The 25085-nt window shown below is 52.0% G+C and carries 24 protein-coding genes; 11 read left to right on the top strand and 13 right to left on the bottom strand.

Annotation, left to right across the window (positions count from 1 at the left end):
- Positions 1-16 precede the first annotated feature (16 nt).
- The 4 genes from GU926_RS07595 to GU926_RS07580 all read left to right on the top strand — a co-directional run bounded on the left by GU926_RS07595 (position 17) and on the right by GU926_RS07580 (position 3933).
- Positions 17-433, top strand: a complete 417-nt coding sequence (locus tag GU926_RS07595) for a sugar 3,4-ketoisomerase (RefSeq protein ID WP_160690587.1) — start codon at positions 17-19, stop codon at positions 431-433.
- A 35-nt stretch (positions 434-468) separates the two neighbouring features.
- Complete coding sequence (locus tag GU926_RS07590; RefSeq protein WP_160690585.1) at positions 469-1572, top strand: DegT/DnrJ/EryC1/StrS family aminotransferase; 1104 nt, start codon at positions 469-471, stop codon at positions 1570-1572.
- A 109-nt stretch (positions 1573-1681) separates the two neighbouring features.
- Positions 1682-2968: an MATE family efflux transporter gene (locus GU926_RS07585; RefSeq protein WP_160690583.1), complete on the top strand. Its 1287-nt coding sequence runs from the start codon at positions 1682-1684 to the stop codon at positions 2966-2968.
- Entirely contained in the window at positions 2965-3933 is a 969-nt protein-coding gene (locus tag GU926_RS07580; protein WP_160690581.1) for a glycosyltransferase family 2 protein, read from the top strand. Before GU926_RS07585 ends, GU926_RS07580 begins: the two co-directional genes overlap by 4 nt.
- Here GU926_RS07580 and GU926_RS07575 read toward each other — a convergent pair.
- Complete coding sequence (locus tag GU926_RS07575; protein ID WP_160690579.1) at positions 3848-5323, bottom strand: N,N-dimethylformamidase beta subunit family domain-containing protein; 1476 nt, start codon at positions 5321-5323, stop codon at positions 3848-3850. The two genes, GU926_RS07580 and GU926_RS07575, sit on opposite strands and share 86 nt — an antisense overlap.
- Complete coding sequence (locus tag GU926_RS07570) at positions 5310-6077, bottom strand: class I SAM-dependent methyltransferase (RefSeq protein WP_160690577.1); 768 nt, start codon at positions 6075-6077, stop codon at positions 5310-5312. Before GU926_RS07570 ends, GU926_RS07575 begins: the two co-directional genes overlap by 14 nt.
- 205 nt (positions 6078-6282) lie before the next feature.
- Here GU926_RS07570 and GU926_RS07565 point away from each other — a divergent pair, with 205 nt between their 5' ends.
- On the top strand, positions 6283-7266 hold the full coding sequence (locus GU926_RS07565; RefSeq protein WP_198001472.1) for an acyl-ACP desaturase: 984 nt from the start codon (positions 6283-6285) through the stop codon (positions 7264-7266).
- Positions 7267-7432: 166 nt separating this feature from the next.
- On the opposite strand, the gene GU926_RS07560 is transcribed toward GU926_RS07565, so the two are convergent.
- Positions 7433-7738, bottom strand: coding sequence for a DUF427 domain-containing protein (locus GU926_RS07560; protein WP_160690575.1), 306 nt, complete (start codon positions 7736-7738; stop codon positions 7433-7435).
- Between the two features lie 279 nt (positions 7739-8017).
- On the opposite strand from GU926_RS07560, the gene GU926_RS07555 reads away from it, so the two are divergent.
- Positions 8018-9118, top strand: a complete 1101-nt coding sequence (locus tag GU926_RS07555) for a vWA domain-containing protein (protein ID WP_160690573.1) — start codon at positions 8018-8020, stop codon at positions 9116-9118.
- Between the two features lie 243 nt (positions 9119-9361).
- Here GU926_RS07555 and GU926_RS07550 read toward each other — a convergent pair whose 3' ends face one another.
- Positions 9362-9559 carry a hypothetical protein gene (locus GU926_RS07550; RefSeq protein ID WP_160690571.1) on the bottom strand — a complete coding sequence of 66 codons (198 nt, stop codon included), beginning with the start codon at positions 9557-9559 and terminating at the stop codon, positions 9362-9364.
- Positions 9560-9659: 100 nt separating this feature from the next.
- Here GU926_RS07550 and GU926_RS07545 point away from each other — a divergent pair, with 100 nt between their 5' ends.
- The 3 genes from GU926_RS07545 (at position 9660) to GU926_RS07535 (ending at position 13150) form a co-directional block, all read left to right on the top strand.
- Complete coding sequence (locus tag GU926_RS07545) at positions 9660-11201, top strand: sigma 54-interacting transcriptional regulator (RefSeq protein ID WP_160690569.1); 1542 nt, start codon at positions 9660-9662, stop codon at positions 11199-11201.
- A 152-nt stretch (positions 11202-11353) separates the two neighbouring features.
- Complete coding sequence (locus GU926_RS07540) at positions 11354-12088, top strand: ZIP family transporter (protein WP_160690567.1); 735 nt, start codon at positions 11354-11356, stop codon at positions 12086-12088.
- A gap of 84 nt (positions 12089-12172) precedes the next feature.
- Entirely contained in the window at positions 12173-13150 is a 978-nt protein-coding gene (locus GU926_RS07535) for a GNAT family N-acetyltransferase (protein WP_160690565.1), read from the top strand.
- 325 nt (positions 13151-13475) lie between these two features.
- Here the strand turns inward: GU926_RS07535 and GU926_RS07530 are convergent, their stop codons facing one another.
- The 6 genes from GU926_RS07530 to GU926_RS07505 form a co-directional block, all read right to left on the bottom strand.
- On the bottom strand, positions 13476-13934 hold the full coding sequence (locus GU926_RS07530) for a peptidylprolyl isomerase (protein ID WP_160690563.1): 459 nt from the start codon (positions 13932-13934) through the stop codon (positions 13476-13478).
- Between the two features lie 279 nt (positions 13935-14213).
- Entirely contained in the window at positions 14214-15137 is a 924-nt protein-coding gene (rsgA, locus tag GU926_RS07525; RefSeq protein WP_160690561.1) for a ribosome small subunit-dependent GTPase A, read from the bottom strand.
- Positions 15134-16390, bottom strand: a complete 1257-nt coding sequence (locus tag GU926_RS07520) for a 3-deoxy-D-manno-octulosonic acid transferase (RefSeq protein WP_160690559.1) — start codon at positions 16388-16390, stop codon at positions 15134-15136. The genes rsgA and GU926_RS07520 overlap by 4 nt, the downstream gene beginning before the upstream one ends.
- A 237-nt stretch (positions 16391-16627) precedes the next feature.
- On the bottom strand, positions 16628-17254 hold the full coding sequence (locus GU926_RS07515) for a peroxiredoxin (RefSeq protein ID WP_160690557.1): 627 nt from the start codon (positions 17252-17254) through the stop codon (positions 16628-16630).
- Between the two features lie 531 nt (positions 17255-17785).
- Positions 17786-18559 carry an enoyl-CoA hydratase-related protein gene (locus GU926_RS07510; RefSeq protein WP_160690555.1) on the bottom strand — a complete coding sequence of 258 codons (774 nt, stop codon included), beginning with the start codon at positions 18557-18559 and terminating at the stop codon, positions 17786-17788.
- Positions 18560-18623: 64 nt separating this feature from the next.
- Positions 18624-19901 carry an aspartate kinase gene (locus GU926_RS07505; RefSeq protein WP_160690553.1) on the bottom strand — a complete coding sequence of 426 codons (1278 nt, stop codon included), beginning with the start codon at positions 19899-19901 and terminating at the stop codon, positions 18624-18626.
- 100 nt (positions 19902-20001) lie between these two features.
- Here GU926_RS07505 and fbp point away from each other — a divergent pair, with 100 nt between their 5' ends.
- Complete coding sequence (fbp, locus tag GU926_RS07500; RefSeq protein WP_160690551.1) at positions 20002-21048, top strand: class 1 fructose-bisphosphatase; 1047 nt, start codon at positions 20002-20004, stop codon at positions 21046-21048.
- Positions 21049-21147: 99 nt separating this feature from the next.
- Here fbp and GU926_RS07495 read toward each other — a convergent pair whose 3' ends face one another.
- The 3 genes from GU926_RS07495 to yihA are packed head-to-tail and all read right to left on the bottom strand — an operon-like array spanning position 21148 to position 22700.
- A complete protein-coding gene (locus GU926_RS07495; protein ID WP_160690549.1) occupies positions 21148-21651 on the bottom strand; it encodes a DUF5606 family protein in 504 nt (167 codons plus the stop codon).
- 26 nt (positions 21652-21677) lie between these two features.
- Entirely contained in the window at positions 21678-22061 is a 384-nt protein-coding gene (locus tag GU926_RS07490; RefSeq protein ID WP_160690547.1) for an energy transducer TonB, read from the bottom strand.
- Positions 22062-22082: 21 nt separating this feature from the next.
- Complete coding sequence (yihA, locus tag GU926_RS07485; RefSeq protein ID WP_160690545.1) at positions 22083-22700, bottom strand: ribosome biogenesis GTP-binding protein YihA/YsxC; 618 nt, start codon at positions 22698-22700, stop codon at positions 22083-22085.
- A gap of 360 nt (positions 22701-23060) precedes the next feature.
- Here yihA and GU926_RS07480 point away from each other — a divergent pair, with 360 nt between their 5' ends.
- Positions 23061-25007, top strand: a complete 1947-nt coding sequence (locus tag GU926_RS07480) for an OmpA family protein (protein ID WP_232058464.1) — start codon at positions 23061-23063, stop codon at positions 25005-25007.
- Positions 25008-25085: the final 78 nt, after the last annotated feature.

Here is a 25085-nt window from a genome sequence, read left to right as displayed (position 1 = left end):
TGCGTAACTTGGGCACATGAAGTACCCGGCGCCGCACTTACTTTCGTTTCAGCAGATCAATGACGTGGAAGGCATTCTTATTTCTACCCAGAACGCAGAAGGGCTGCCTTTTACTGCCAAGCGGGCTTTCTGGGTTATGCACACCACGCCTGATTCTGAGCGCGGCGGCCATGCGCACCATACCACCCAGGAACTCATGGCAGTTCTGAAAGGCGCAGTCCGCATTGAAACCGAAACCGCCCAGGGCAAAGATTCCTTTCTGCTGGACTCGCCCACCGTGGGGTTGTACATTCCGCCGTATTGCTGGATCAAGGTATTCCCAACGCCAGACGCTATTCTCTGCTGCCTGGCCTCAACGGTCTATGAGGAGGCTGATTATATGCGCGAGTATGCCGAGTTCCAAAAGATCATCCAAGCCCATTCAAACGCCTAGTCACAAATCCCTTCACCCTATCTCTGCGTCCAGCCATGCCCGTACCTTTTTTTGAGTTGAGAGACTTCCCGGTGGGAATAGAAGCCGCCATCCAGGGAAAAGTGATGGCGGAGCTGGCCGAAAAACGCTTCGTGCTGGGGCCGGCGGTTGAAGCCTTTGAGGAAGCCTTTGCCGCTTATGTACAGGTGCCGCAGGCGGTAGGCGTAGGCAACGGCTATGACGCGCTGGTACTTTCTTTGAAGGCCCTGGGCATTGGCCCCGGGGACGAAGTGCTTCTGCCGGGCAACACTTACATTGCCACCATCAACGCGGTGCAGCAGGTGGGTGCCAAACCCGTCCTGGTTGAGCCAGATGCCAGTACCTACAACCTATCCCTTACAGGTCTGCAAGAAGCCCTTACGCCAAACGTGAAAGCCATCTTGCCCGTGCACCTGTACGGCCAGACCTGCGACATGCCCACCCTGATGCAGTTTGCGCAGGAGCATGGTTTGCTGGTGGTAGAAGACTGCGCCCAGGCCCACGGAGCCGAGGTAGGCGGCCAGAAAGTAGGCACGTTTGGGCAGGCCAACGCCTTCAGCTTTTACCCAACCAAGAATCTGGGAGCCCTAGGAGACGGCGGGGCTGTGACCACAAACAATCCCGAAGTGGCGGCTTTCCTGCGGCAATACAGAAACTACGGTCAGTCAGAGCGGTACTTGTATGAGGTAGTGGGCGTGAACTCTCGGCTGGACTCTCTGCAGGCGGCGGTGCTCTCCGTTAAACTGCAGCACTTGCAGGCGCTCAACGCAGAGCGGCAGCTGCTGGCGGGCATCTATCTGCAAGAGTTACAAGAGGTAGGTGATTTGATTCTGCCCGAAACTCAGGCGGGCTGCGGCCACGTGTACCATCTGTTTGTGGTGAGAACCGCGCGTAGAGACCAGCTGCAACAGTACTTGCAAACCCAAGGAATTACCACTTTGATCCATTACCCGGTGCCAGCGCACTTGCAAGCTTCTTACGCGCACCTGGGCCTCGCCAAAGGCGATTTGCCCTTGACGGAAGAGCTGGCCTTGACCAGTGTGAGTCTGCCGCTTTTCCCGGGCATGACCTCTCAAGAGCAAGCAGCCGTGATTATAGCCATTAAAAAGTTCTTCTCTTAACAGCGCTAATTCATCTCTGTACTCGATTTAGGGCAACCTCGTTTTTGGCCTGTTTTCCCGAAAAGAGGCCAAAAACAGGAATCCTGCGCCAATCTTTGTAGTTTGCAGCATGGCTCAAAAGCGGCACATCCATCAATTTCTGGGAGGTTCTCTCTGGTCTGGTATGTTTACCGTGGTTCGGGCACTGGCTTCTCTGGTGGTGAACAAGCTGTTTGCCTTGGCCTATGGTCCCAGCGGCATTACGCTGCTGGCTCATTTCCAGAGCCTCATTGCCATTCTCACCACCTTGCCCAACAGCGGCGTGAATGTGGGCCTCATTCGCTATTTAGCCAAGGGGCAGCCGCCGGAAAGCGAATACCAGTCCTACTTCTGGGCCGGTTTGGGGCTCAACTTTTTCTCGTTTTTTGCGGTTCTGGGCGGGCTTTTGCTGTTCCCTTCGTTCTTTTTTGAGCGCTTTGGCATGCAGGAGTTTCTGGCGTTGCATTCTTGGTACTGGGTGGCAGGGGTAGGGCTTTTTCTGCTGGTGCTGGTGCACCTGTTCTGTATGTCTCTGCTGCTGGCAAGGCAGGCCCTGAAGGCCTATGTAGGGTTGGGTTTGCTGGCCAGCCTTCTTACCATGGCCATTACCTGGGCGACGGTGGGCAACATGAGCCTTCCGCTGGTGTTGCTGTTGTTTTTGGGTGCGCAGGCGGTGACCGGGGTGGTTGCTACCTTCGTGTGCTTTGGTAAAAAGCTAGTTCCAGCCTGGCGCAGCCAGTTCACTAAAGGCACCTTGCCAGATCTGGGGAAGTTCGTCATCATGGCGGTGGCCATGCTGGTGGGGGGTAAGCTCGCTGAATTCCTGGTGCGGGAGCTGGCCATCCGGCATTTTTCACTTCATGAGACGGGAATGTGGCAGGCCGTGGTCAAGGTCTCAGATTCCTACACGCTGGTGTATACATCGGTGCTGGGCATGGTGTATTATCCGCGTATTGCCGCCCTGCTCCACCAAGAGGCAGGAGAACTCAGGAAATACGTGCGAACCATTTTTTTTACGCTCCTTCCGCTTATTGCCGTAGGGCTAGGTTTGGTGTATGTGTTGCGGCAGTACCTGTTGCTGCTGTTTTTCAATGACGAGTTCCTGCCAGCCCAGTCGTTGTTTACGTACCAACTGCTGGGAGACTTCCTGAAGATGACGGCCTGGGTGCTGTCTTACGTCATCACGGTACGCGCCCAGGTGCGGTTGTACGTGGGGATTCACCTGGTGTCGCCGGCTATTTATTTTCTGTTGGTGCTGTGGTTATTGCCGTTGTATGGGTTGCAGGGTTTGTTGTGGGCGTATGCCCTGGACTGGGGTATTTTTCTGTTGTTCCACGTGTGGCTTTTCCGGTCCTACTTTTTTGCTGAGAAGAAATGACCCTTCCGCTGGTTTCCATCATCTGTTTGTGCTACAACCACGCCCGCTTCCTTCGGCAGGCCCTGGATTCTGTTCTGGCCCAAACCTACCCGCAAATTGAAGTCATAATAGTAGATGACCTCAGCCAAGATGACAGTGTAGCCATCATTGAAGAATACGTAGCCCGCTATCCACACATCCAGTTTATACAGCATACCCAAAACCAAGGCAATTGTCGGTCTTTTAATGAGGCGTTTGCAATCAGCAAGGGAGAGTTCATCATTGATTTCGCCACGGATGATGTGTTGCACCCAGAGCGCGTGGCCAAACAGGTGGCGGCATTCCAGTCGTTGCCCAGCCAGGTGGGAGTCATCTATACCGATGCAGAACTGATAGACGAGCAATCCAATTCCTTAGGAAAATTCTACCAGCGTTCTGCCAATGGCCAGTTGAAGCCTTTTCCAGCCCAGGGAGATGTCTTTGCTGATGTGCTAGGCCGCTACTTCATCTGCCCGCCTACCATGATGGTGCGACGGGCGGTGCTGGAAGAACTTGGCGGATATGATTCTTCCTTAGCCTATGAAGACTTTGATTTCTGGGTCCGGTCTGCCCGCCACTGGCGCTATCACTTTCTGGACCAGGTGCTCTGCCAGCGAAGAATGCACGCCGCTTCTTTGTCCAGGCAAGTGTATACCGTTGGAGACCGACAACTACAATCTACCATCCAAATCATTCAGAAAGCCAGGCTGTTAATACAAACTCCTGCAGAGAGACAAGCGCTGGTCAACAGAATCAAGTACGAAGCACGCCATGCCTACTTTACCGGAAACTACCCAGAAGCAATGGTGCTTTTAAATGTGCTGGAAGAAGAGGGTGGCACTTCCGGGCCTTACCGGTTGCTCACTTGGTTAACCCAGAAACGGGTGCCCTTGCAGTTTTTGCGGCGCTGGTATTACCAGTGGCGCTATGAAGGTACCGCTGCATAAAATTCTCAATAATCTGGGTAAATACTTTATCTATGCCCAGTCCCGCGCCGCTTTGGATGGAGCCTGTAGCCAAGACGGCGTGCTGCTCTGAGAACGGAGTGAAGGTGATTTCTCCCCCGCCAGCGCCATTCCAATTCTTGTCTGCAGCCTCGTAAATGTCAGTTTCCTGGGAGGCCTGCGCCTTGTTCACACCTCTTGCCAACACGATGGTATTTTGTGGGCTGCTCCAGGTGCTTGTGTCCGTTTCATCGCCGCTGAGGGGGAGGCCGTCCAGACCCTTCTCTCCGAAAAATTGGCCTGCTTGTACCTGGCAATTCTCAAACAACCAATGGTCTGGTGCCAATACCTGGTAGGGAGCGTAAGTGCCCATGCCGGCTTCGGTGAACTGGGCGCCTAGCAACTGACTTTCTGGGAGGGAAGAATGCCGCCAGAGGCCGCCACGTTTTGGGCTGTTTTGGAAAAAAGTGCCGTTTTTCGGGCATTCCAACTGCGTGAAGTTTTGGTACCAGCGCACTTGCCAGTAGACCTGGTTGCCGCCTAAAGAGAGCAGGGACTTGCCTTGTTGCCAGACTAGTTTCTGGAGCGTTTGGTACATGGCTTCTGAGAAGTACTCGGCGTGATAAGCCAACACCAACACTTGGTACGAAGCCAACTGCTCAGGATGCGCCTCCAGCCAATAATCAGGAAGGAGGTCTGCCCGGTAGCGCTCGTCAAACCAATGGTAAATGTTGGTCTCAATGCGCAGGTCATGCTGATGGCTGTTGGTTCTGGCGTAGGTGAGTGCAGTGTTGGGCCGAAGCGTAGAAACCAAGGTCACCTGCTCTGGGGCAAAGGCGTTTCGGTACAAAGACTGGCCGCCGTAGGCATTGTACGCCTGCCAGGTGGTGACTGGCGCCAATACCGCTACTTTGCCCGAGGGCGCGGCTGTGCCTACCAGAAAATGAATCTCAGAAGATAAATCAAGTTCTGCATTCAGCAGAAGCGCCCGGTAATAACCCTGGGGCAAAGTAACGGGTAACTCAAACGACCACCCCACAGTCCAATGGCAGCCTTGTTGAGCTTCGTCTAAGGTATCTGACTGTTGAATCTTATCAAAGGAATGCTCAGCTATCAAGTGCCAGGAGTGGGCGGAGGTTCTATGCTGTAGCAGGAGTTGGTTGCCTGGTTGCAGGGCCCGCAAATGGAATTGCACCATCTGGCCGGGCAGGTAAAAAAGTTGGTCTGTGTAACCCTGTAACGATTGCGGCACCATGTCTGGAGTCACTGGGTCTGGAGCCGTAGGCGGCGTTAATCGCCAACGCCACCAGGCATGCCGTAACGGTCCCGCTGCCTTGAGCACCCAAGGTAACAACGCCGGGAACGCCTTCAGAAAATGGTTAAGGAGCGCCATGAGGAGAAGGGGTGGCCACAAATATGATTTCCTGCTGGGCCAGGCCCAGGTGCCGCTGCTCCTGCGGCGTTCTGGTCTTGGCGTATTCTACAGACTCCACGGAAAATCCCTGGGCAGAAACTCGGTGCGCAAAATCCAGCCCGTACTTTCTGAAGCGGTCTGCTTGGCCGTGGGCTTGCAGGCGTTGCTGGGGGGTGGTGGCTTGGGCTTCTTCCAGGGTGAGTGGCAGGTCTGTGAAGATTCTTGCCTGGAGCAAGAGTTTGCCCTGGGGGGTAAGTACTCTCCGGAGCTCCTGCAACGCCTTTGTTTCATCGGGTACGTGCGCCAACACATGCGAGCAGAGAATCAAATCAAAAGAGGCGTCTGGGTAGGGCAAAGCCTGAATGTCTACCTGGTCCATAGCCAGCGGCGAGGTAAGGTCTGCGCTTCGGTACTGGAGGTTGGGCAGTCGTTTGAGTTTCTCCTGCAACACGGGTTCTGGTGCCATGTGCAAGACCGCTAGGGGCTGGTGCTCAATCTGCACTTGCTCCTGCAGGTACAGCCACAGCAGGCGGTGCCGCTCCAGGGTATGGCATTTGGGACAGAGCGCGTGAGGCCTTTTTTCTACCCCGAAAGCCAGAAACTTCTGAAAAGATCCCTGGCACAGGGGGCAATACACTTCCTTGCCTCGGTAAAACCAACCCCTGGCCCACCAGGAGTAACTGCGCAGGCGTAAACGGGTTTGAACGGGCAGAAGAGCTTTGAGCAAAAACATGGTTTGAGAGTGTACCAATCAAAGATACACAGCCCAACGTATTTTATCCGCATGTGCGGCGTTATTAATACTGACACCTTTACCGGTCGCTTTACGTAGGTAACAGTTCCTCCCTTCTCCTTGCGGTAACTCTTTCTTTATTAGGCCAAGAGTCGGGTGGAATGCCTGAAAACTAGTATATTTGACATTCCATATAGATACACGTATGATCTCAACGCTCACGGCCACCCGTTCTGAGGTGATGAAATACCTGGAGAATTTTCTGGAACAGAAGCTTCCGGAGTTCCTCAAATCAGTGGAAGACAGCTGGCAACCGGCAGATTTTTTGCCTGACGCCCGTTTCGACAATTTCTTCTCTGAGATAAAAGACCTGCAAGAGCGGGCCAAAGAACTTTCTTATGATTTGCTGGCGGTACTTATTGGGGACACCATCACTGAGGAGGCCCTGCCTACCTATGAAAGCTGGATCATGAGCATTCATGACATCAACAATGACGAGCACAGCGCCTGGATGAAGTGGAACCGAGGCTGGACCTCTGAGGAGAACCGCCACGGCGATTTGCTCAACCGCTACCTCTACCTGACCGGCCGCATTGACATGCGCCAGATGGAGGCTTCTACGCAGTACCTCATTGCTGACGGCATGGACATTAAGACTGACAATGACCCGTACCGCAGCTTTGTGTACACCTCTTTCCAGGAGACGGCTACCAACGTGTCTCACCGTAGAGTAGGTGCCCTGGCCAAGAAAGTAGGCGAAACCACCTTGTCCCGTATCTGTAACTTTATTGCCGCAGATGAAGGACGCCACGCCCTGGCCTACAAAACCTTTGTGAAAAAAATCTTTGAAGTAGACCCGTCTGAAATGATGATCGCCTTTGAAGACATGATGCGCAAAAAGATTGTAATGCCGGCTCATTACCTGCGCGAACTGGGCATTGACCAAGGCCAGACCTTCGGGCACTTTACAGACGCAGCCCAGCGCATTGGTGTATACACGTCTACCGACTATGTAGAAATCATGGAGACCTTGATACGGGAGTGGAAAATCTCCACCATCACGGGCCTCAATGAAAACGGCGAACGCGCCCGTGACTACATCATGCAACTGCCTAACCGCCTCCGTCGCGTGGCTGAGCGTTTACGCGTTCCAGAATTACAGTACAAATTCAAGTGGATTGAAGTATAAGCGAAGAGCCGTTTTTGGCCTCTTTTCCAGAAAATAACCTAAAAACGCCCCGCTGGAAAGCGGGGCGTTTTTGATTTTAAGCGTTGCAGTCACAGAAATCTATTTAAATTCTACACACAAAAACGCCCCACTTTGCAGCGGGGCGTTTCTTTTACCAACTTCACCATTATTCATGTACGGGAGACGGGTGGCTATGGACAACTTGCACTCCTTTCCAGAAGGCCATGTACCCTTCAATGGGTTTGGCTTGCTCTAGGGTATTGGAGTAAGTCCAGGCGGCGTCTTTGTTTTCAAATAGTCCTACTTTCACAGAAAAGTAAGAAGCTTCTCCTTTCCAGGGGCAAAAGGACTGGCGGGTGCTAGGCTGTAGAAATTCCCATTTCAAGGAACTGGGCGGAAAATAATGATTGCCTTCTATCTCCACGGTCTGCTCACTCTCTGCAATAATAGTGTTTTTCCAAATGGCACGCATACTCGGTATTAATATCACTTTTTAAATAAATGTATTGTATTCTCTTTTGTTATTTACTCTTTTAATAAAAGAAGGTTGTGCGTATAGAGAACATTGCCGTTTACACGTTGTTTATAATAGACACAAGACGTAAGACAGAAGACACAAGATTTTTCTTGGTTTTTGATGAACAATGGTAGCTGGCTTTTCAAGCGGGTAGTGTAGAAAAGGATACCAGCTAGAAGAAACTGTTCTTGCCTGCGTCTTGTATCTTGTGTCTTACCTCTTATGTCTTTTACCATGTCAGCCGGATATAGATTTACCAATTTCGTGCCCGAAGAACCTACCCAGAAAGGCTTTGAGGGACTGCTCAACATTTTCTTGCAGATTATCACCCTCACCGCCGGTGATGTGGCGGAGGCCATGTCCTGGCTCAACCAGCTAGACCAGAAGTACCGCCTCACCGACGATTCCTATGGCATGGGTGATTTCTTTGAAGACCTCAAGAAACAGGGCTACATAGATGATAAAGGCCCGGACGGTCAGTTCCAACTACAGGCCAAAGGCGAGCAGAAGATTAGAAAGAGCGCGCTGGAGGAAATCTTCGGGAAGCTGAAGAAAGGCGGCCGCGGCAGCCACACCACGCCCAAGTCGGGCATAGGCGATGAGCCCAACGCAGACCGCCGCGAATTCCGTTTCGGAGATGCGCCAGAGCAGATTGAACTCACCGAGTCCATTAGGAACGCCCAGATTCACCACGGTCTCTCAGATGACTTCTTCCTGACAGAAAACGACCTGGAGGTAACCGAGCGAGAGCACAAGACCCAGACCAGCACCGTGCTCATGATTGATATTTCGCACAGCATGATACTGTACGGCGAAGACCGCATCACGCCCGCCAAGAAGGTAGCCATGGCCCTGGCCGAGCTGGTCAAACTCAAATACCCCAAAGACAACCTAGACATCATCGTGTTTGGGAATGACGCCTGGCAGATAACCGTCAAAGACCTGCCATACCTGATGGTGGGCCCGTACCATACCAACACGGTGGCCGGCCTTGAACTAGCCATGGACTTACTACGCCGCAGAAAAACCAGCAACAAGCAAATCTTCATGATTACAGACGGAAAGCCCACCTGCCTCAAAGAAGGTCTGAAGTACTATAAAAACAGTTTCGGGTTGGATAGAAAAGTGGTGAACAAAACGCTCAATCTGGCCGCACAGTGCCGAAGACTCAACATTCCCATTACTACGTTCATGATTGCCTCAGACCCCTACCTGCAACAGTTTGTAGAAGAATTTACCCAAGTCAACAATGGCCAGGCCTACTACAGCAGTCTGCAAGGCCTAGGAGACCTGGTGTTTAGAGACTACGGCCGCAATCGCAAGAAACGGGTCTAATGTGCTAATTAGGTAATGTGCTGATGTGCTATTTCTTTTGATTTGAAAATTTGGAGATGTGCAATTGGGAGTGTGTAAATGTGAAAATGATATCACGCATTCTGTCATACACGAAAAGGACTTGGGCTAAGCGCAGACTCTCCCCTTGAGCGTAGCTCTGTAGAGGGGTGTTTACAAAAGCCGATGTGCCTACCAATAGCAAATCGTTTTTCGCCTATTTCCCAGAAAACACCCTAAAAACGGTTAGTCCTGGTCCTGGGAATCTGAGCGGTCGTTTTGATAGTGGAGGACACGGGCAATGACCCGTAGCACCAGACCAAGGCCAATGAGGGTGAACACCACGGTGAGGCTGGCCCAATGGAAAACACGCAAAAGCAACCCGCTTACAAACAAGACAAGCGCAATGACGGTTAACCAGGTAGGCACAGACGTTTTTTTCATAGAAGATCCAGGCTAGTAGCCTTTCCTATTTTTACGTAAGTCCAGAAAGAACAATCAACCACCCGCAATCAACAATTCATTAAGAACCAGCAATAAAAAGATGCTTTATACCAATATACCATCGGCCCAGCTTTTAAAAATAAAGACCCTGGGACAACTGAAAGCCGCTGGCTATGAGCCGCGCAGCGTCAAAGAAGAACTCAGGGCCAACCTCATCCAGAAGCTAAGCTCTGGTGAAGAAGTGTTTCCAGGCATCTACGGTTATGAAGAAACCGTTATTCCAGACTTACAGCGCGCCATCCTAAGCCGTCATCACATCAACCTGCTGGGATTGCGCGGTCAGGCCAAGACGCGCATCGCTCGCCTCATGGTAGACCTGCTGGACGAGTACGTGCCCGTGGTGGCCGGCTCAGAGCTTAATGATGACCCTCTGCAACCGCTTTCCCGCTACGCCCTGGACCAGATTGCCCACCACGGCGATGAGACGCCCATTGGCTGGCTACCCCGCGCCGAGCGCTACACTGAGAAACTGGCCACGCCAGACGTATCCGTGGCTGACTTGATTGGCGATGCAGACCCTATCAAAGCGGCCACGCTCAAGTTGCCGTACTCAGATGAGCGCGTGATTCACTTCGGGTTGATACCAAGAGCCCACCGCGGCATTTTTGTCATCAATGAGCTCCCAGATTTGCAGGCCCGTATTCAGGTGTCTTTGTTCAATATTCTGCAGGAAGGAGATATTCAGATACGCGGTTTCAAGATCAGGCTGCCCCTAGACATTCAGTTTGTGTTCACGGCCAACCCAGAGGATTATACCAACCGCGGTTCTATTGTGACCCCGCTCAAAGACCGTATTGATTCCCAAATCATCACCCATTACCCTAAGAGCCTGGAAGTGGGCAAGCGCATTACTAAGCAGGAGGCCCGCATCACAGATGCCCAGAAAGACCGCGTGCTAGGTCATGAGCTCATTCATGACCTGGTGGAGCAGATTGCCTTTGAGGCCCGTGAAAGTGAATATGTAGATGCCAAATCTGGAGTATCAGCGCGTTTGACCATCTCTGCCTATGAAAGCGTGATTAGCGCCGCCGAGCGCCGGGTATTGATCAACGGCGAATCACAGACGCATGTGCGCGTCACTGATTTTCTGGCGGCCGTACCTAGCGTGACCGGCAAGGTGGAACTGGTGTACGAAGGCGAGCAGGAGGGAGCCGGCGGCGTGGCTTATAGATTGATGGGCAAAGCCATCAGGACGCAGTTTGTGCACTATTTCCCAGACCCAGACAAGTTCAAGAAACAGAAGGAAAAAGACCCGTACAAAAAGGTAACGGAGTGGTTCTCTGACGGTCATACCCTGGACATTCTGAATGATGCCTCAGACGCCGAATACAAGCATGAGCTCAACCAGGTGCCGGGCCTTTCTGAGGTGGTGAACAAGTTTCAGCCCACGCCCAAGAATGAGGCCGAGCATCTTTTCTGGATGGAGTTCTGTCTACATGGCTTAGCCGAATACAGCCTCATTTCCCGGAACCGCCTCACCGCTGGCTTGCAGTTCAAAGACCTTTTGAGCAGCATGTTCTCTGGCGGCGGCTTTAGCCTGGGTGAAGAAGATGAGGACGATGAAGACGAGGACCGTTTTTAGTCTGTTTTCCAGAAAATAGCCCAAAAACGAGTTCAGAGGCCCGGAGCGTAAATGCTGCCCGGGCCTCTGGCATTTATGGGGTAATGGGGACCAGATAAACTTTCAGGCCTGCACGGGAGTAAAAAGAACCAAACCTGTTGTCTCTCTTGCCCATGCCTGGTTTCTTCATCACGCTGCTGCCGTTGGTAGGTCTCATGATTGTCCATCTGTTTGCCGGGAAGCTCAAGTTTCTGGAAGGGGTGCCGCGTAGTATCTGGCTGTCGGGGGCGGGTGGCGTGTCGGTGGCGTATGTGTTTCTGCACCTTTTCCCAGAACTGCAGGAAGGCCAGGAACATGTGCAGGAAGTGGCGCGCCAGCAGGGCCTGTCTTTCCTGAAACACCATATGTACCTGATGGCGCTGTTGGGGCTGGTGATTTTTTACGGATTGGAACGTATGGCCATCACGTCCAGAGCAGCAGGAAAAGGCGGTGCAGACACGCCGCCGCCGGCCGTCTTTTGGATCCATATTCTCTCGTTTGCCGTCTATAACGCCTTGATTGGCTACCTGCTGCACCAGCGGGAACGCCAGGACTGGCAAGAAGTGCTGCTGTATTTTGTGGCCATGGCGCTGCATTTTGTGGTCAATGACTTCGGGCTGAAGGAGCACTATAAGGAAAGGTACCGCCACGTGGGGCGCTGGTGCCTGGTGTTGTCCTTGGCGGTGGGTTGGATGGTTGGCCTGGCCTTAGCCGTCTCTGAGGCGGCCACGGCGCTTCTGCTGGCGTTCCTGGCTGGCGGCGTCATCCTGAACGTGTTAAAAGAGGAGCTCCCCGAAGAGCGGAAAAGCTTTTTCTCTGCCTTTCTGGTGGGAGCCGCCGCGTATTCTCTGCTCTTGTTGCTGCTGTAATAGCAATGGCTCAAAAACTAATTGCTAATTTGAGCCTTGGTCCTGCATTACCAAAGACGCAGAACGTTCGTACGCACCTTTTACATGCTCCGCTACCTCCAACACCATGAGATTGACTTTGCCGCGTGGGATCAATGCCTGGAGGCCTCTTCCAACGCCATCATCTATGGTTTTACCTGGTACCTGGACACTGTAGCCCCCGGCTGGCACGCCATCGTTAAAGAAGAAGCTGGGCAATACGTGGCCATACTGCCGATTCCGGTGTTCCAGAAGTTCGGGTTTAAGGTGGTACGGCAACCTATTTTTGCGCAGCAGCTGGGCGTGTTTCACAGAGAACCGCTCACCCCGGAAGAATGGCAGCAGGTGGGGCAGATTCTGCAGAAACAGTTCACCGTCATTTCCAGCTACGAGTTTAATACTGGCAACACGCAACTACTGGAAACTGGCTTGGCTTCGTTTAAAACGGCCCATTTCTCTACCTATCACCTGCCTCTCCAGAAAGGGTATCCGGCCATTGTGGCAGGCTACCGGAAAGACCGCCGCTGGCGCATCAATCAGGCCAAGCGCGCCGGGCTGATCGTGCGTCCTTCCGTTAACATAGACCTGATCATTCAGATTTTTGCCGAGCACATTGCCCACAAGATTTACGGGGTCATTGGCGAGGAGTATGAGTACAAAATGCTTCGGCAACTGTACGCAGAAGCGTCTACGCGAGGCTTGGTGACCATGCACGAGGCGGTGAATGCACGGCAAGAAGTGGTGGCCATGATCATGCTCTTTCACTACAACCAGAAGCTCATCTACATCTTTAACTCCTCTACCTCTGAAGGCAAGAAAACCAACGCCATTTCCTTTCTGGTAGACCACATCCTGCACGCCTATGCCGGTCAAGACCTGGTCTATGACTTTGAAGCCCCAGAAGTAGGCCCCATCTCAGACTTCTACAGCAGTTTTGGGTCTACACCCACCTACTTTCTTTCTGTGAGCGCCAACAACCTGCCCGCTCCCCTTCAATGGCTGCAAAAGCTTAGAGCCAAAGCCTTTTCTTTAATTAAGAATTAAGCTTCTCCTGACCGCCAACTCTTCAGGCTTTATATATACCATCTCCTCGGCCTGTCCCCAGACAGGACAACCATTGCATGTTTTTAGGGCTGAGGCGCCGGCCTGTCAGGGGACAGGCCGAGGGTGAGAGGCGTAGGAGTCATAGCAAAAGCCGACGTTTGCGTGATAGTAGCAGAAATTAGCACATCAGCACATTCAACCATTAGCACATTATACCGTTTTTGGCCTGATTTCAAAAAAATAGCCGAGAAACGAACGTCCCTCGGCTATTTGAATGTACAAGAAGTCTAGCGTCTAAAATCTAGCTACTAGCATCTAAAAAAGCTTATGCTTCTGTCACTACAATCTTCTCAATTTTGTCACCGGCTTTGATTTCATCAATCACGTCCAGGCCTTCTACCACTTTCCCGAAACAAGTGTGGTTTCTGTCTAGGTGAGCGGTGTTGTTGCGGCTGTGGCAGATAAAGAATTGGGAACCGCCGGTGTTACGCCCTGCGTGGGCCATTGACAACACGCCACGGTCATGGTACTGGTTGCCACCCGTCAATTCGCAATCAATTTTGTAACCTGGTCCGCCGGTGCCGGCCATGCCTTTCGCGCCGTCGCGGGAGTTAGGGCAGCCGCCCTGAATCACGAAGTCAGGCAGTACGCGGTGAAACGCCAAACCATCATAGAAGCCTTCTTTGGCCAGTTTGGTGAAGTTTTCAACGGTTTTAGGGGCATCCTGCTCGTAGAATTCTACTTTCATGACACCTTTGGCGGTATGGATTTCTGCAGTTTTCATGTTGTATAATGTGCTAATTAGTAAATATGCTGATGTGCTATTGGAAAGAGCGTGCCTTCAATAGCGCACCAAATTTCAATACAAAGGTACGCAATTTTGCAATCTTTGGCTTAGGCCTGATTTACTGGCAGTGCTTCCGTTTTTGGCTTGTTTTCTGGAAAAGTGGCCAAAAACGAGTTCTTCCTCTATCCACTGCTTACCTAGTTCGCCCACAAGGTCCTTTCAGGATGATAATTGTGAGGAAGACTTGCGACTCAAGACTTAGAACTCGCGGCTCATTTACCGGTGACTGTCCTCGTCCTGCAGCAGACTTAGATAGCTTTCATAGCGGGGCAGGGCGATTTTGCCGGCTTTGACGGCGGCCTGGATGGCGCAGCCGGGTTCGTTGAGGTGCAGGCAGTTGTTATACTTGCACTGGTTCAGGCGGGTGCGCATTTCGGGGAAGTAGTGGCCAATCTCCTCGCGCTTCATCTCCACTACGCCCAATTCCTTGATGCCGGGCGTATCAATCAAATAGGTGCCGGGTTCTACTTCAAACATCTCGGCGAAGGTGGTGGTGTGCACGCCTTTGTCTGAGAATGCTGAGATTTCTGAGGTCTTCAGGGCCAGATCCGGAACCAGGATGTTGATGAGCGTACTTTTGCCCACGCCCGAGTGCCCCGATAGCAGGGTGGTTTTGTCTTTGAGCAGTCCTTTTATTTCGTCAATGCCCTCGCCGGTATGCGCCGAGCAACTGATGCCGGGGTAGCCAATCTGTCCGTACAAGTCCATGACCTGTTTTAGATACGCCTGCGCCTCTTGGTCATACAAATCACTCTTGTTAAACAGCAGCGTGGTGGGAATCTGGTAGGCCTCTGCGGTGACCAGAAAGCGGTCTATGAACCCGAAGGAGGTGCGCGGCGAGGCCAGCGTCACCACCAGGAACGCCTGGTCCAAATTGGAGGCTACAATGTGGGCATGGTGTGCCTTGTGGGTAGACCTCCTGATGATGTAGTTGCGGCGCGTGGCAATGTCTGTAATGACTGCGTGGCCTTCGTTGCCTTCCAGCTCCAGGGTTACTTCATCGCCTACGGCAATAGGATTGCTGACCTTAAGGCCTTTGTTTTTGAACTTGCCGCGCAACCGGCAGCGGTATAACTGCCCGTTTTGGTGGTTGCGAACCAAGTACCAAGAGCCGGTTGATTTTATAACGGTGCCAATCATGTAGTAGGAGTGGGGACCCAGGTTTCCAGCGCTTCTAAGATACGACCGGTGGCCCCTGCCTGTTTGTGTATGTAATGGGTGACGTTTTCTTTTATTTTGGCGCGCTGCTTGGGCTTGTTGAACAAGGTGTTGAAGGTGGCCTCCAGTTCCTGCGTAGATTTCACGGGGAACGCGGCGCCAATCTCTACCAGGTCCAGCGCCTCCTGAAACTTCTGGTACTTGGGCCCGAAGAACAAGGGTGGGCCAAACACGGCTGGTTCCAGCGTGTTGTGCAATCCCTTCCCGAAGGCCCCGCCCACATAGGCGTAATCTGCGTACTGGTACAGCGCGCTCAGCATGCCAATGTTGTCAATCAGCAGCACCTCAAACGAACCTACTTTCTCTGATGAGGCCTGGGAAAACCGAATGGCTTTGCCGGCCAGTTGTTGCTCCAGTTCCTGTAGCTCCTTGTCTTTGATTTCGTGCGGCGCTATGATGAATTTCACCTGATCCAGATGTTTCTGTATGAAAGGCAGCAAGATCTTCATGTCTTCGGGCCAGCTGCTGCCCACCACCATCACCGGGCGGTCTAGGGTAAAAGCATCTACCAACGGAATGGGCGCGGCGTTGGCTGCGGTTTGCAACACGCGGTCCATTCTGGTATCACCGGCCAGGGTCACCTTGTTGATGTCTATGCCGGCCAGCAACTCGGCAGACTCTTGGTTTTGCGTGAAGAAGTAGGAGAACCGCTTTAAGATTCTACAATAGAAACTGCCGCCGCTCCTGAAGTAAATCTGGTTGGGCCTGAAGATGGTAGACACCGAGAAAAAAGGAATGTGCCGCTTCTTCAGTTCCTTGGTATAGTGGTGCCAGAATTCGTATTTGATGAAGAAAGCCACCTTGGGCCGCACCCGGGCCACAAACTTTTTAGCGTTGTCGGCGGTGTCCAGTGGCAGGTAAAAGACGAAATCGGCGCCGGCGTAGTTCTTCCTGACCTCATACCCAGACGGAGAAAAGAACGTGAGCACTATCTTGTATTTGGGGTACTTCTCCTTGAAGGCTTCTATCAAGGGCCGGCCTTGCTCAAACTCGCCCAGGCTGGCGCAGTGGAACCAGGCCACCCGCTTCTTGTTGCCCTTCATGGCCGCACCAATACGGTCCAGCAGGTTGTCCTGGCCTTTTACCCAAAGCGCGGCCTTTTTATGGAAAGGAGCTGCCAGTCTGGCGCCCACTCCATAAGCCATGATGCCCGCATTGTATAAAATTAATGACATACCTTCTGCGTGTGCGGTTTGTGGTTGTACTAGGGAATGCCACTGGCTAGCGACTTCCTCAATGTAGGCAAAGGTAAGGGTATTTTTAAATAGCCTGCTGCCTCCATTGGTACCAGTCTGTATAACGGGTTTTAGACGTTGCCTGTTTTCTTTCTTACTAGGTTACCCACCGCCCTGAAACAAAGAAGCCCCTACCAACGGGTAGAGGCTTCCGGTTAAGAAACGTTCTGGTAAGAATTACTTGGCCAGGTAGTTAGAAACACCTTCACGGGTGGCTTCCATGGCTTCTTTGCCTTCTTCCCAGTTGGCAGGGCACACTTCACCTTTTACCTCAAAGTACTGAAGGGCGTCAATCATTCTTAGCGCCTCGTCAATGCTACGACCTAGTGGCATGTCATTCACTACTTGGTGACGCACCACGCCTTCTTTGTCAATCAGGAACAAACCACGGTACGCTACTGGCTCACCTACAAAGGTCATTTCGCCTTCATCGTTGTAGTCATAGTGACCGGCCAGCACGTCATAATTCGTCGCGATGGTTTTGGTAGTGTCGGCTACCAATGGGTAGGCAACGCCTTCAATACCACCTTTGTCGCGTGGGGTGTTCAACCAAGCCCAGTGTGAGAAGTGAGAGTCAATAGAGCAACCTACTACGGCTACGTTCTTACGCTCAAAGTCTGCCATACGGTCCTGGAACGCGATGATTTCTGTTGGGCACACGAACGTGAAGTCCAATGGATAGAAGAAGAAAATAACGTGCTTCTTCCCGATGTACTGCTCCAAAGAAAAATCTTCTACAAACTCACCGTCCACTACGGCGGTTGCCTTAAATGCAGGAGCTTTCTTACCTACTAATACTGCCATGATGCTATTGTTAAAATGTAAATTAAAAGTTGCCGGAACGCTGTAAATCTGCTTCCCGTTTGCGGCTGCAAAGGTACAACCCAAAAGATTACCCTACAACCAAGCCCGCCAGAGAGCGTGGTGGCCTAGAGGTAACCAAAAAAGGCTGGTGATGATTTTATTCTCCTTCGTTTTTAGTCAGTTTCCTGTAAATCAGGGCGAAAACAGAAGAGCAGTATTATTAAAGCTTTCCATGTTCCTGCTGTTATAGATTCTGTCTATGCCTGATAGAATCTATAGATGTTCTATCATCACCTCGCAAAACAATTTTTATGAGAAACAAATTGGCAACTTCTCCATTTCTCAGAAATCAGCAGAAACAGAACTGTCTTTTTAGAACGAATGAGTGCTTAACTCATCATGCTTAGAGTAGGATGAAGAATGTAAAATGTCACAAAAGCAAAATTTCCGTTTTTGGGCTGTTTTCCAGAAAACAGCCCAAAAACGGAAATGACTTACTTGATAGAATGTCTTGTGTCTTGCTTCAAAAAACTACCTACCCGTAAACGTAGGCTTGCGCTTCTCTACAAAAGCGTTCATGCCCTCGGTTTGGTCTTCAGAGGCGAAGGTGAGGTAGAAGTTCTTGCGCTCAAAATGCAGGCCTTCGTCCAGGTGGGTTTCATAGGAGCGGTTCACAGACTCCTTGGCCAGCTTCACCGCCACCGGCGACAGTTGCGCAATCTCAGTGGCTAGTTTGAAGGCTTCCTCCAGGTACAATTCCACGGGCGTTACTCGGTTGATGAGGCCGTGCTTTTCGGCTTCCTGAGCAGATATGAACTTACCGGTCAAGACCATTTCCATGGCTTTGGCTTTGCCCAAGGCGCGAGTGAGGCGTTGCGTGCCGCCAGCGCCGGGCATCACGCCAATCTTAATCTCTGGCTGACCAAACTGGGCGGTTTCTGAGGCAATGATCATATCACAAGTCATGGCCAATTCACAACCACCGCCCAGGGCAAAACCGCTCACCGCCGCAATGATGGGCTTCTTGGTTTTCTTGATTTGGTCCCAGGTAGAAAACTGGTCAATGTTGAGCATGTCAATGGCGGTCTTGCCGGCCATCTGCTTAATATCGGCGCCAGCAGCAAAAGCACGGTCGTTGCCGGTGAGCACGATGGCGCGTACGTTCTCATTGTCGTCCAGTTCTTTGAGGGCATCGCGCAGCTCCCCCATCAGTTGCAGGTTAAGCGCGTTTAGTTCTTTGGGGCGGTTCAGTTGAATGAGGGCCACTTGGGGGCGTGCCTGTTCGGTTACTTTTATGAATTCCATAGCTATTTATTCAGGGGTCGTTTTTGGGTTGTTTCGGTGAAAATAGGCAAAAAACGGAAAATGCTTAGTGCTCAATGGTCTCAGTGGGCCTGGCCACAAACTGGAACGTATGGCGCGTACGCTGTTCCATAAGGATCTCGCGGCCGTTGACCAAGCGCAGAATGCTGGCCTTGTCATAGTTCTGGATGGTGAACAGGTGCAACGGCTGGTTGTACTTGATGATGAACTGGTCCCCTATGCTTTCCTTGAGTTGTTGCACGCGGGCCTCGTCATAGTCACAGCACACTGAGAAAGACAGCGCCGAGTTCTGCATCATGTTAATCTTAAGCCGCACGGCGTGTACCGCCTGGAAGATGGCGCTCAAGTGCTCCTCAGAGATGAAGCCCAGGTCCTTGGCCTTGAACGACAACAAACACTGGTTCTGCTTTAAGATAAAGGATGGGGCAATTTTATCGTGCTGACAGTCATGAATGACGGTGCCGGGCTGTTCTGGGTGCAGAAACGATTTCACATACAGCGGAATGCATTTGCTGGCCAGGGGTTGCACCGTCTTGGGGTGAATGACCGAGGCTCCGTAATATGCCATTTCAATTGCTTCCTGATAGGCCACCTCTTCGTACCGGGTCACGTCTTTGAACAGCTTGGGATCTGCGTTGAGCAGGCCGGGCACGTCTTTCCAGATGGTGAGCGAGGCCGCGTTCAGGCAGAAGGCGAAGATGGCGGCGCTGTAGTCAGAGCCCTCGCGGCCTAGCGTGGTGGTCTGGCCGTCTTGGGTGCCGCCAATAAACCCCTGCGTCACCACCAGCTGCTGTTTTAAGACGGGACGAAGGACGGTTTGTACTTGCTGTTCTGTGTAGTCCCAGTCCACGCGGCCTTCACGCCAGGTAGCGTCGGTGCGCAGGCAGGTGCGGCAGTCCAGCCAAAAGTTAGAAATACCCTGCGTTTGCAGAAAATGGTGTAGAATGAGGCTGGAGAGCAATTCACCGCGGCTAATGACCTGGTCATACTGCTGGTCCCAGTGGTCAGGCTGCAGAGTTTTGAGGGTTTGTGCCAGTTCCTGAAACTGTGCGGCCACATCTGCGTACACGGGGCACCCCGGGTCTGGGAACAATTCCTGCACAATGGCCTGATGGTACTGGCGGCAAGCCTCCAGCGCGGGCACAAAATCCTGTCCCTGGTGCGCTTTCTGATAGACGTCCTCCAGCGCATTGGTGGTCTTGCCCATGGCAGAAACCACTACCACCAACTCCTCGCTTTCCGGCAGCTGAGACAGGATTCTGAAGATGTTCCTGACCGCAGCGGCATCCTTGACGGAAGCTCCTCCAAATTTGAAAACTTTCATTTATAGACTTGCTAAAATTGCCGAATTTATAAAAACATTGCCCTCTCTAACAGATTTAGTAGTATTTTCGTAATCTAATTCGTTCTTACACCGCTTTCTTATGACTATTAAAGAGAATCTGGCCCTACCGGTAGGTACCACGCTTGACCGGTTCATCATGCGCAAGCAAGAAGACTTTCCTTTTGCCACCGGGGAGCTTTCCCAGTTGTTGCGTGACATTGCCTTGGCGGCAAAGATCGTAAACCGCGCCATTAATCATGCAGGTTTAACAGATATTGGCGGTGCGTACGGCAAACAAAATGTGCAGGGCGAGGATCAGCAGAAGCTGGACGTGGTGGCCAACATCCGGTTCATACGCGCACTGCGCAACGGCGGCGAGGTCTGCGCCATCATCTCTGAGGAAGACGAGGAAGTGATCCAGACCGGCAATACCAAGGGCAAGTACATAGTGGCCATTGACCCGCTGGACGGTTCTTCTAACATTGACGTGAACGTGTCTATTGGCACCATCTTCTCTGTCTACCGCCGCCTTTCTGACTCTGGTTGCGAAGGCACCATGGAAGACTGCCTGCAGCGCGGCGTGCAGCAGGTGGCCGCCGGCTACATCATCTACGGGTCCAGCACCATGCTGGTGTACACCACTGGCAATGGCGTGAACGGCTTCACCTATGAAACCTCCCTGGGCGAATTCTTTTTATCGCACCCCAACATCACTATCCCAACCACGGGTACCACTTACTCCATCAATGAGGGAAGCTATAACCTGTTCCAGCCGGCCATTAAGCAGTACGTGGAGCTGTGCCGTGACCGTAATTACTCGGCGCGCTATATTGGCTCACTGGTGGCAGACTTCCATAGAAACATGCTGAAGGGCGGTATCTACATGTACCCAAGCACCACCAAGGCGCCCAACGGCAAACTTCGTCTTTTATATGAGGCCAACGCCTTGGCGTTTATAGTAGAACAGGCCGGCGGAAAGGCGTCTAATGGTTCTGAGCGCATCCTGGAACTTTACCCCACAGACCTGCACCAGCGTTGCCCGCTCTACATTGGCTCCACCGAGATGGTGGAAGAAGTAGAACGGCTGTTGTCTCAAGGATCTTCTGCCGCGCTCTCGTCTTCCATGACCGAAGCCTCTGCTAACTAATCTAACCTCTGTTTTTGGCCTGTTTTCTGGAAAACTGGCCAAAAACAGAAAGGCCCCCGTCCATGGACGGGGGCCTTTCTGTTTTAAAGGAGAGCGCGCTTATTTCTTAGCGGCTGCCTTGGTTTTCTTTGGTGCTTCTTTGGCAGGAGCCTCGGCTTCTTCTTGGGCGGCTGGAGCCTCTACGGCGGCCTCTTCAGTAGCAGCGGTTTCTTTATACGTCACAAACTGGCTAACCAAGGTATACCACTGCACCAGCTTTTTCATGTCTGAGGCATACACGCGGTCCTGGTCATAGTCAGGAAGGACAGACTCCATGAACTTGGCCAGCTCCTGGTTGCTAGACTTGCTAGTCACCGGCAGGGTGTCTCCGTACTGGGTGCGCACGCGGTCAAAGATTTCCTCTAACGGCACGGTGCTTTCCTCGTCATTGGTGTACATGGAGATCTCATGCAGAATAGAAACGCGATTACGGGCCTGGGCCACGCTGCGCGCTGGTTTCTCTGCCAGGCTTTCTACAATAATGCCGCTACGGGTAGGGGCTATAATACGGTATAAACCGGGCATGCCGGCAATGGAGGCAATCTCTCTCAGGTCAAATGGCATAGAGAAAAAGGTTGGTTAGGGTTAAATTAAAGTTTAAAGTTCACCGGCAGGCTGTAGGTCTGGCTGTAGCCCGGGGCTTTGAATTTAAGGTTCTGCACCACGCGCATGGCCTCGGCACCGGTACCGCTGCCCACTTCCTTCAAGATCTTGAAGTTGCTGGTAGAGCCGTCTTCATTTAGCAGGAAGCTCACAATGCACTGGCCCATTACTCTGTTGCGCTTGGCGGCGGCAGGGTATTGGATGCTGCGTTTGATATGGGCTACCAGTGAGTCCTGGCCGCCTTCATAATGCGCGGCTACCGGAAACTTGGTGGTCTGAACGGCTGCCTTTGGGGCCTCAGTGGTGGTGGCGAAGGCGCCGGCCGTAAACAAGGCCAGAAAAGCGGCCAGAATGGTGTGTTTTGCTTTCATTTTCTCTAAGCGTTTAAGGTACTAGTAAGCGTTTTCTTGGTTGTGGTACAGGTCATTGGTTTGTTCAATGAAGGTAAGAATCTCCTCGCGGCCTTCCTTAGACTCAGAAGAGCTTTTCATGAACGGGGGCAGTTCTTCCCAGGTCTCCTTCAAAACCTGCATGAATGCGGCAATGTTGGCATCTGTCTTGGGCGCGGACTGCTTGTCTGTTTTTGTGAAGATAAGCACAAAAGGCACCTCCATGGTTCCCAGCAACTCTATAAAATCTAAATCTACTTTCTGGGCCGGCAGGCGCGAGTCTATGAGCACAAACACGCAGGCCAGGTTGGGCCGGCTCTTGAGGTAGTAATTGATCATTTTGCGCCAGGCCTCGCGGGAGTCTTTGCTCACCTTAGCCCAGCCGTAGCCCGGTAAGTCTACCAGGTACCACTCGTCATTAATTAGAAAGTGGTTGATCAGCTGGGTCTTGCCGGGGAAAGAAGAGGTCTTGGCCAGTTTGGAGTAATTGGTGAGCATGTTGATCAAAGAAGACTTGCCCACGTTGGAGCGGCCAATGAACGCATACTCCGGCAAAGGAGTGGTGGGGCAGAGGTCGGCGCGGGTGTTGCTACAGATAAACTTGGCTTCTTTGATTTTCATACGTTCTCCCTCAAAACTTTTTACGGCAACCACAAAGTTACCAAATTATGTGGCAAGGCAATAACGCCGCCTGTTTTAGCTGTGGATAAGTAATAAGCGCAAAAAGGTAACCCTAAGGCTGTTTTTGGAGTATCGAAGGTCGGATTAGTGCGGTAAAAATATTTTTTATATATAGATGTTTCTGAATGAAACAGGTTCTGCATTGATTTACGTATAAAATATCTATAATTTTTAATATCATTGTCCTTTCAAGTAAGTAAGCACTGCACGCACCCGGCTACGGCAGTGGCCCCCTCACTCTCTAACCTGCAAGGTGTTAGGCTTACTTCTTATCATCCAGCAATACCTAAACCTTTACCTATGGATCACTTAGACAAGCGGTTGTTCAGATCTTCTCTTTTTGCCCTTGCGCTGCTTTTCATGGCTACTTCTGCCATGGCGCAGAGTACGCGGCAATTGATTAGAAGCGGAGACAAATTATTCGAGCAGACCAATTTCCGGGCGGCGCTTCCATTTTATGAGCGCGCATTGGAACGTGAGCCTGACAATGCCAAAGCCTTGTACCGGGCGGGTATCAGCTTAATTGCCTTTGACAAAGAGAAAGCCAGTGAGTACATCTATAAGGCCTATTCTCTAAAGCCTAGGGTGGAAGATGACGTACTGTACTGGTTGGGCCGCGTGGACCTGGTGAACTATGAGTTTGACAAGGCCATCCAGCACGCGCAGGAGTACCAGAAGACCTTGGGCAAGCGTGATATTGAAGGCAAGGAACAAGCCACCCTGTTGGTGCAGCACGCGCGTAACGCCAAGAAAGAAGTAGCCAGCCCTAGAGACGTGTTTGTGAAGAACCTGGGCCCTACGGTGAACACTCCTTTCTCTGAACACAGCCCCGTGATCTCTAAAGACAACAACTACCTGCTGTTTACCTCGCGCGGCCAGAACACCACCGGCGGCAAAGAGGCAGATGACGGAGAATACTTTGAAGACATCTTTGAAACCCGCCGCCTTGGACCAGACACCTGGGAGACGCCCCGTTCTTTGAGCGGCGTGTTAAACGGTACCGGCCATGATGCTTCTATCCAGTTGATTGACAACGACTCTAAGTTGTTGTTATACCGCCAGGATGAGAACGGTGACATTTTTGTGTCTAGCCGCGAAGGCGGAGACTGGGGCAAGCCTGCCAAACTAAACCGTAACATCAACTCCAGAGATTTTGAAAGTGATGCTTATGTGACGGCAGACGGCCAGACCATTTACTTCTCTACCAACCGCTTCTCTGAGAACGGTGACCTGGACATCTACTACGCCAAGCGCGACAAGAACGGCGAGTGGGGAGAGCCTAAGAACTTCGGGAACGGGGTGAACACTGGTTTTGATGAGGACAGCCCTTATTTCACGCCAGACGGCCTTACCATGTACTTCAGCTCACGTGGCCACACCACCATGGGCGGGTATGACATCTTCACCATCAAGTATGACACCGTGGCCCGCCGCTGGAGCCGTCCGGTGAACGTAGGGTACCCTATCAACACCCCAGATGATGACACGTATTACCGCCTGAGCGGTGACGGAAGTCTGGCCTACCTTTCTTCTTACCGCATGGGCGGTTACGGTGAAAAAGACATCTACACCATCAACTACATCAAAAACGCCATTGTGCGTGGCCATGTGTATAGCTTGCGTGACTCTTCCATCATACCCGGCGTAGAGTTGGTGTTCACGGGTAAAACCGCCGCCGGTGCGCCTTTGGAGTACCGAGACGTGACCAAGCCAGACTCAGGTAACTACCAGGTGACCGTGCTGTCTTTGCGCCCGTACACCATAACACTTTCTAAGGACGGTGCCACCCTAGCCACGGAGCAGTTTGAAGTGCCTCTTTCTTTGAGTGATACCACCGTGGTGGAAAAAGACTTCTACATTGACTTTGTTGGAGGCTCCAGCATTGACGTGTCTTCTTATGCTTTCAAGAAAATCTACTTTGACACAGACAAGTATGACCTGCGGCCTGAGTCTATCAGAGAGCTGGACAACATTGTGAGAATCATGAAAGCCAACCCAGATTTGAGAATCTCTGTAGACGGCCACACAGACTCCAGAATGCCAGACTCTTACAACATGCTGCTGGGTGAGAACAGAGCCAACGCCGCGTATGAATACCTGATTCAGCAGGGAGTGCCGGCCAACCGCCTGATCTCCAGAAGCTACGGTGAGCGCAGACCAATTGCGCCTAACAACTCTGCAGAGAACATGCAGTTGAACCGCCGCACAGAGTTCACCATCATTAAAGGTGATGCTCCTAAGCAATAAGCTTCCATTTTTGGCCTAATTTCCAGAAACCAGCCTAAAAACGCCGCCTCAGACCAGCAATGGCCGGGGCGGCGTTTT

Source organism: Nibribacter ruber, from assembly GCF_009913235.1.
Classification (GTDB): Bacteria; Bacteroidota; Bacteroidia; order Cytophagales; family Hymenobacteraceae; genus Nibribacter; species Nibribacter ruber.
The sequence above is the reverse complement of the archived record's forward strand: the minus strand, read 5'-3'. Positions and strand labels throughout refer to the sequence as shown.